The following is a 7175-nucleotide window of genomic DNA, read 5'->3' on the forward strand; positions in this document are numbered from 1 at the left end:
TTAGAAAATGTCGGCAAGGAAAGCAGTGTTTCCATAAGGAAATATAGGGAGAGTGCCCGCAGGGCGAGGGGGTTAAAACAAAAGACACATAAATTCCAAGAACAAACCCTCCGAAGAAAGTTCAATCATGCCATAAATCAAAGATGGCAAGACCATACATTTGCCTAAAAAAACAGAAGTATGGAAACACAAGAACAAATTTTGAAAGAACAACGGTTGAAAATAGAAACACTCCGGTATCGAATCCTGTTACGATACTACGAGTTACTGCTCACATTAGATGTAATGACACAACCCAACGAAGTGAAAACATTGATGGGGTATATCAACACACTCGAACGCTACGCCAAAAAGTATGAAACAAAACCCGTTAAAAAGAAATCGGGAAAGCGAAAAGAGCATATCGACGAAATACCGGTAACCGATGAAAATACCGGAAGCGAAGAAACGGATTATATGCCCGACAATCCGAGTAACCTTTTCGACCTGTTGGAGGACAGCGACGAGACATACCCTCCCGAAGCCGATGTGTTGCCCACCGACATAGACGACTTTTTAAGAGCCGGTTATGCCCGTTATCTGAAACAAAAAGAAAATAAAGAGAAAAACAATCCGGCTCACCCGCAATTAGAGGATTCTCAACCTTGAAAAAAATGTAAAGACCGAGAACAAAATGCGAGAAATAATTGTTATCTTGCAATAGATATAACAGTATAAAATTATGCCACACCGTCTTTTCGTTCTCCTCTTTGGAATATTATTCATAGGTCTCCTCCCCGGTTCGGCTCGACAATCCCCGGACAAAATATGGCATAAACTCGATTCCATTCAAAACTATCGGACCGAGTTCACATATACAGTGACATTACCACTCACCGATTCGGAAATAAACTATCGGGCAGAACTCTCCTATCGAAAAAATCCAATCGACACACTTTGCGGATATTCATACTTAATCGATTACAAAGCCGAGAACGATACATGCCCGTATGCCAATTTTATGGCTTACGACAACGGCGATTACTTCCGGTTCGACCGTGATCGGCTACGAGAATATCATCATCGCGAAGACAAAGAACCGTTCGCACATAAAGGTAACAATCCGGGAGTACACCGTTCGGGACTGTTCACCGAACTTTTCCCGGCTGAAATATCCCGACAATTAAAAACATTCGTCGGGAAAAAAGATTGTCTCGTACAATTTTTCCCCGACACGCTTGTACAGGACCGTCTGTGCGACGCCATACTCGTGAATGACTCCATAAAGGGCGAATTGTCCCGAACCATACTCTATACATTCGACACCCACGACGGGATGCCCCTATATCGGGAAACCGAAAATAATCCGGGTCATTTAGGTTCGCAAACCGTTACTGTAAAATATTCGGGAAACGATACGGATACGAAATTCCCCTCCGACTATTTCGGTGAGACCAACCTGCTGAAAAATTATGGAGAAATATTCCTCCGATTCCGCGAAGGCACTTATGCATCCTCCGACCGGGTAGGACAAAAAAGTCCGGAGTTTTCCCACAAATGGGGTGAACATCGGTTTTCTTCCGATCAGTTGAAAGGACAAAACTGCCTGCTCTTATTCCTCGACGAACGAGGCGAATTTTGCAAACAAGCCCTACAAATAGCCGAATCCGTATCCTTGCAAGAAAATCTGACGCCGGTTATACTCTACATAGAGAAACAACCCGAGAACATAGAAAACCGTTCGGGAGCCATCATACTGGAATATACCGGAAAAACAGCCAGCGAGTATGGCGTGACAGGCTACCCCACCCTCTTCCTGCTCGACCCCGAAGGCACGATACGATTCGTAAAAATAGGATATTCCCCGCTACTGGCCGAAGAACTCGAACTCGCCGTCAGGCAAATACTACACGACCGGCCCATACAAGCGCAGAAAAACAAATAGTTTCATCTATAAATTAACAACAATGGAAAAAATCACTTTCAAAGGCACACCCGTACATACTTACGGTAAATTGCCGAAAGTAGGAAGCCAAGCTCCCTGCTTCACACTTACTCGATCCGACTTGACTGAACTTTATTGTCACGACCTCAAAGGACGTCGCATTGTACTGAACATCTTTCCAAGTCTCGACACTTCGGTCTGTGCTACTTCGGTGCGTAAATTCAATGAGCTGGCAGCATCTCTGGACAATACGACCGTCGTGGCCGTCTCCAAAGATCTACCTTTCGCCCAATCACGCTTTTGCACGACCGAAGGCATTAAAAACTTAATTGCCGCATCGGCATTCCGTTCGCCCGAATTTTCAAAAGATTACGGCGTGGAAATGGTAGACGGCCCGTTAGCCGGACTATTGGCCCGTGCGGTCGTAGTCATTGACGAAAATGGAAAAGTCATTCACGCTGAACTCGTCCCCGAAATCGCACAAGAACCCGACTATGAAGCCGCTATAAAAGCGTTGAAATAGTCCACAAAGAAATTTTCTCTCCTGCACAAATTTATAACGTGCGACAGAAATAATATAGTAGAGGGAAGGAGAACAATATCCACAGCAAAAGAAACGGATTAGTGCCTCACCCTCCTTATATTGTTTTGCAGAGCAGAGGGGTTAAATGTCCGATATAAACCGACTGATGAGAGGCTGTTTTCACTCCCTCCGTCACTACGTGACACGGCTGGGGAGAAGGGTAAATACAATTATCTCATTTGTTAAAACGATGTAACAGAAGGGCGTTAAACCTCCTCCTCTGTGTTTTTGCCACGCAAAAATATAGGGGAGGTGGCACACAGTGACGAGGGGTTAATCTCTCAATCAGAAATTACTATGAAACCTTTCTCACCCCTCTCCTCTGAAACTTTCGTTTCTTCGGTGTCTCCCCTATTGCTTTCACAGCACAAGAGAGAAGTGCACAATGCTATCCTTATGCCGAAACGGAAACGCCACTTTCAATCCTCTCCCCCTGCTCATCGCAGATGAGATAGGGGGAGTGCCCGTAGGGCGAGGGGGTTAAAACAATAGTAGAATAAAGATGTTTGGGAATTATACACTCCCCCTGCGCGCTATTACATATCGAATCGGTTGATGATCCTTGCAATTTCAAGCACATCGGATTCGTTTAGATAGGCCGACATCGGCAGACTCAATACCTCATCGGCAAGCTGTTCGGCAATAGGCAGAGGCAATCGATTGTATTCTCGATAACACTGTTGTTTGTGTGGAGGTATGGGATAATGAATGAGAGTGCCCACCCCTTCCGATTCCAAATAGCTTTTCAGCCGATCCCGCTCGGAACATCGTACGACATACTGATGCCAAATGTGTTCCCCCTCACCTCCCGGTTCGGGAAGTACGATTTCCTTGCCATGTATATGTTCGGAATATACCTTTGCGACAGCGACCCTACGGCGATTATCCTCATCGAGATATTTCAATTTCACCGACAAGAATGCAGCTTGCAAATCGTCCATGCGGCTGTTCACCCCCTTATAAAGATTCACATACCGCTCTGCCGAGCCGTAATTACCCAATGCTCGGACCACTTCGGCCAGTTCCCCGTCATTGGTCGTCACTGCTCCCGCATCGCCCAATGCGCCCAAATTTTTGGTCGGATAGAAACTCAATCCGGCGGCATTACCCAAAGCTCCGGTATGAAACGAGCCCTGCAATCCCGCCACCGGCGAAACCGCACCGAAAGCCTGAGCGTTATCCTCTACAATTTTCAACCCGTAACGGGCAGCTACGTCTTTCAGACATTCGTCCCAACAAACCCGACCGTACAGATGGACGACCATAATCGCCCGCGTGCGAGCGGTTACAGCCCGCTCCACCAAAGAAGTATCGAGATTGTATGTGTGTATCGACGGCTCGACGAACACAGGTACGAGCCCATTGTCGGTAATGGCGAGAACCGAAGCCACATAGGTATTCGAGGGCACGATCACCTCGTCGCCCGGCTGCATGACACCCATCTCGATGTATGCACGTAACATTAAACGCAAGGCATCCAACCCGTTTCCCGTAGCTACCGCATAGCGACAACCCAGATATGCACATAATTGCTCTTCCAACCGGGACACGTACTTCCCCCGGATATACCACCCGCCCTCGATAACTTCGGCGGCGGCGGTCTTCATCTCCTCCATATAAGGAGCATTGGTTTCTCGTAGGGATAATTGGGGATATTTCATCTATCGGCTAATTTCTTTAAACTCTTGATAATCGCGAATATAATCCGACTCTTCGTAATAATCGGAAGTCAGCACCAAACAGACCGACCCAGAAGAGAAATTATTGAGTACCCGCCAGATACCCGGCACGATAAGCAGCCCGTAGGAGGGTCGGTTCAAAGTCACCGTACGGGTGGAGATGCCGTCGTCGAGAATTACATCGAACGATCCACCGGCCGCCACCAACAACTGGTAAAGTTGCTTGTGTGAATGACCGCCCCGTTCCTCTCCGCCCGGCACATCATACAGATAGTACACCCGTTTCACGGCAAAAGGCAGGTCGATGTCATTCTCCACCACAGTGATGTTTCCATTCTCTCGCTCGTGCTTGGGCAATCGTATCAGTCGGCAATCGTCCACCGAAGCTCTTTTACTCATCATTCCTTCCTTTCAATAAAGTGCGGTACTCTTCAAAATCTTCTATATAATCGCCGGCATCGTACAAAGTCGACGACAATACCAACGCCAGCGAATTGGTCGAGAAGTTATCCAGCTCGCGCCACATCATGCGGGGCACATACAAGCCGTAATACGAACGTGCCATGTGATAGCGCCGAGTCTCCGTGCCGTCATTCAACACGATGTCGAAGCTGCCCGACAAGGCCACGATAAACTCCTCCTGTTCTTTGAAAGCGTGGCCGTTGCGATGCTCGTCGCCCGGCACATCGTACAGCCAGTAAGTACGCGCTATCTCGAACGGAATATGCCGTGCACTCTCGATGAACGACAGGTTTCCCCGCTTGTCTGCCACTTTGGGCAACTCGATCCATCTCACCCGGTCAAAGCTCATCGTTCGCCAGTCTTATCAAATATTGTCCATACTGGTTTTTCTTCATCGGCTCGGCGAGTCCGAGCAAATGTTCCTTGTCTATCCACCCCATGCGATAAGCGATTTCTTCCAAAGAGGCCACTTTCAGCCCTTGTCGGTGTTCGATGGTCTCGATAAAGTTCGATGCCTCGTACAGCGATTCATGCGTACCGGTATCGAGCCAAGCGAAACCTCGTCCCATCAACTGTACGCCAAGAGCCTGCGATTGGAGAAAGGCTTGATTCACCGAAGTTATTTCCAATTCTCCCCGTGCCGATGGTTTCACCTGCTTGGCAACCTCCACGACCCGATTAGGGTAAAAATAAAGACCGACCACGGCATAGTTGGAACGAGGCTTTGCCGGTTTCTCCTCGATACTGATCGCCCGTCCGCTTTCGTCGAACTCGACTACACCGTAACGTTCGGGATCGCCCACCCGGTAACCGAACACCGTCGCCATTCCTTTATCGGCATCGGCAGCGGCCTGTCTCAGCATACGGGTAAAGCTCTGCCCGTAAAAGATGTTGTCGCCCAACACCAAGCACACGGTGTCGTTCCCCACAAACTTCTCCCCGATGATAAACGCCTGCGCCAGTCCATCGGGCGATGGCTGCTCGGCATACTCGAAACGCACGCCGAACTGTCCGCCGTCTCCCAACAATCTCTTGAATCCGGGCAAATCGGTAGGAGTGCTGATAATAAGTATCTCACGAATACCAGACAACATCAATACCGATATGGGGTAATAAATCATAGGTTTGTCATACACCGGAAGCATCTGCTTCGATACTCCCCGAGTGATGGGATACAATCTCGTGCCGGAGCCTCCGGCCAATACTATGCCTTTCATCGTTCGTATTTTATTAGAGCAATCAACGATTGCCGTACATTTGTTCGTAATATTTCTGATAATCGCCGCTGACTACTTCGTTCACCCAATCTTGATGATCGAGATACCAACGCACAGTTTTCTCTATCCCCACGGTAAAGGGGGTCTCGGGATACCAGCCCAATTCACGGGCAATCTTCGACGGATCGATGGCATAACGCATGTCGTGCCCCGGACGGTCGCCCACGAAAGTAATCAAATCCTCGTTAATATTCTTCACATCGGTCTTCAATACCCTACGATATTCCGGTTCTTCCCGCATGATACGGGCGATAATATCGATGATGAACTTCACGATATTGATATTCTGTTCTTCGTTGAATCCGCCCACATTATAGACTTCGCCGATACGGCCGCGTTCCAATACGGCATCGATAGCCTTAGCGTGGTCTTCCACATAGAGCCAGTCGCGCACATTGTCGCCCTTACCATAGACCGGGAGTTTCTGACCGGCCAATATATTCTTGATAATCAGAGGTATCAATTTTTCCGGGAAATGATAGGGACCGTAATTGTTGGAACACCGGGTAATATTCACCGGCATGCCGTAGGTTTCGTGGTAAGCCCTCACGAACATATCGGCACTCGTCTTCGAAGCCGAATAAGGAGAACGGGGATCGAGCGGTGTCGTCTCCGTAAAGAACCGTTTGCCATAAGTATGCAGGTCGGTACGTCCGGTCACCACTTTGCGCACATCGACATCGGTAATTTCCAACGGCTGCGGGTCGATATAATCCTTAGACAACGAGCCGTAGACCTCGTCGGTCGATACTTGCAAGAATTTCTTTCCCTCGGCATAGAGAGGCTTCCCTTCGGAATCTTTTCCCCTATACCAAGCCTTGCGGGCGCAATCGAGCATATTCTGAGTGCCCAATATATTCGTTTCCAAGAAGAGCTGCGGATTGGCTATACTGCGGTCTACGTGCGATTCGGCCGCAAAATTGACCACATAGTCTATATCGGTTTCGGCAAAAATGTTCGCCACCAATTCGGCATTGCGTATATCCCCCTTTACGAACCGCACTCTCGAATCGGCTATTTCATCTTTAATAGTACCCAGATTCCCGGCATACGTAAGTTTGTCCAAAACAACCACATATATATCTTCTTCGTACTTTTTCAACAAATATTTCAAAAAGTTCGCCCCAATAAATCCGGCCGCACCGGTGACCAAATATCTTTTCATAACCTGAAATTTAAAATTCGCTGCAATTTACAACTTTTTTAAGAAATAATCCAATACGAAATATTTAGAAACTGTTTTAATTTTT

The 7175-nt window shown here is 47.8% G+C and carries 8 protein-coding genes; 3 read left to right on the forward strand and 5 right to left on the reverse strand.

Features of this window, described 5'->3' with window-relative positions:
• Positions 1-180: 180 nt before the first annotated feature.
• From QVD32_RS12195 to tpx, 3 genes are all read left to right on the forward strand, one after another.
• Entirely contained in the window at positions 181-648 is a 468-nt protein-coding gene (locus tag QVD32_RS12195) for a hypothetical protein (RefSeq protein WP_008861515.1), read from the forward strand.
• 73 nt (positions 649-721) lie between these two features.
• Positions 722-1924 (forward strand): thioredoxin domain-containing protein, encoded by a 1203-nt coding sequence (locus QVD32_RS12200; protein ID WP_155012736.1) that lies wholly within the window; start codon positions 722-724, stop codon positions 1922-1924.
• Between the two features lie 22 nt (positions 1925-1946).
• Entirely contained in the window at positions 1947-2447 is a 501-nt protein-coding gene (gene tpx, locus QVD32_RS12205; RefSeq protein WP_021892744.1) for a thiol peroxidase, read from the forward strand.
• A gap of 596 nt (positions 2448-3043) precedes the next feature.
• On the opposite strand, the gene QVD32_RS12210 is transcribed toward tpx, so the two are convergent.
• The 5 genes from QVD32_RS12210 to QVD32_RS12230 are packed head-to-tail and all read right to left on the reverse strand — an operon-like array spanning position 3044 to position 7090.
• Positions 3044-4168, reverse strand: coding sequence for a DegT/DnrJ/EryC1/StrS family aminotransferase (locus QVD32_RS12210; RefSeq protein ID WP_021892745.1), 1125 nt, complete (start codon positions 4166-4168; stop codon positions 3044-3046).
• Complete coding sequence (locus QVD32_RS12215) at positions 4169-4585, reverse strand: sugar 3,4-ketoisomerase (RefSeq protein ID WP_008861507.1); 417 nt, start codon at positions 4583-4585, stop codon at positions 4169-4171.
• Positions 4578-4997: a sugar 3,4-ketoisomerase gene (locus tag QVD32_RS12220; RefSeq protein WP_008861506.1), complete on the reverse strand. Its 420-nt coding sequence runs from the start codon at positions 4995-4997 to the stop codon at positions 4578-4580. Before QVD32_RS12220 ends, QVD32_RS12215 begins: the two co-directional genes overlap by 8 nt.
• Positions 4987-5865 (reverse strand): glucose-1-phosphate thymidylyltransferase RfbA, encoded by an 879-nt coding sequence (gene rfbA / locus QVD32_RS12225; RefSeq protein ID WP_118687309.1) that lies wholly within the window; start codon positions 5863-5865, stop codon positions 4987-4989. Before rfbA ends, QVD32_RS12220 begins: the two co-directional genes overlap by 11 nt.
• 22 nt (positions 5866-5887) lie before the next feature.
• Entirely contained in the window at positions 5888-7090 is a 1203-nt protein-coding gene (locus QVD32_RS12230) for a dTDP-glucose 4,6-dehydratase (RefSeq protein ID WP_118687310.1), read from the reverse strand.
• Positions 7091-7175: the final 85 nt, after the last annotated feature.

Origin of the sequence: Barnesiella sp. (genome assembly GCF_022723415.1) — a bacterium.
GTDB classification, from domain to species: Bacteria; Bacteroidota; Bacteroidia; order Bacteroidales; family Barnesiellaceae; genus Barnesiella; species Barnesiella intestinihominis.

Coding starts and splice junctions, on each gene's coding strand:
- QVD32_RS12195 (WP_008861515.1), top strand. CDS start 181: ATGGAAACACAAGAACAAATTTTGAAAGAACAACGGTTGAAAATAGAA.
- QVD32_RS12200 (WP_155012736.1), top strand. CDS start 722: ATGCCACACCGTCTTTTCGTTCTCCTCTTTGGAATATTATTCATAGGT.
- tpx (WP_021892744.1), top strand. CDS start 1,947: ATGGAAAAAATCACTTTCAAAGGCACACCCGTACATACTTACGGTAAA.
- QVD32_RS12210 (WP_021892745.1), bottom strand. CDS start 4,168: ATGAAATATCCCCAATTATCCCTACGAGAAACCAATGCTCCTTATATG.
- QVD32_RS12215 (WP_008861507.1), bottom strand. CDS start 4,585: ATGAGTAAAAGAGCTTCGGTGGACGATTGCCGACTGATACGATTGCCC.
- QVD32_RS12220 (WP_008861506.1), bottom strand. CDS start 4,997: ATGAGCTTTGACCGGGTGAGATGGATCGAGTTGCCCAAAGTGGCAGAC.
- rfbA (WP_118687309.1), bottom strand. CDS start 5,865: ATGAAAGGCATAGTATTGGCCGGAGGCTCCGGCACGAGATTGTATCCC.
- QVD32_RS12230 (WP_118687310.1), bottom strand. CDS start 7,090: ATGAAAAGATATTTGGTCACCGGTGCGGCCGGATTTATTGGGGCGAAC.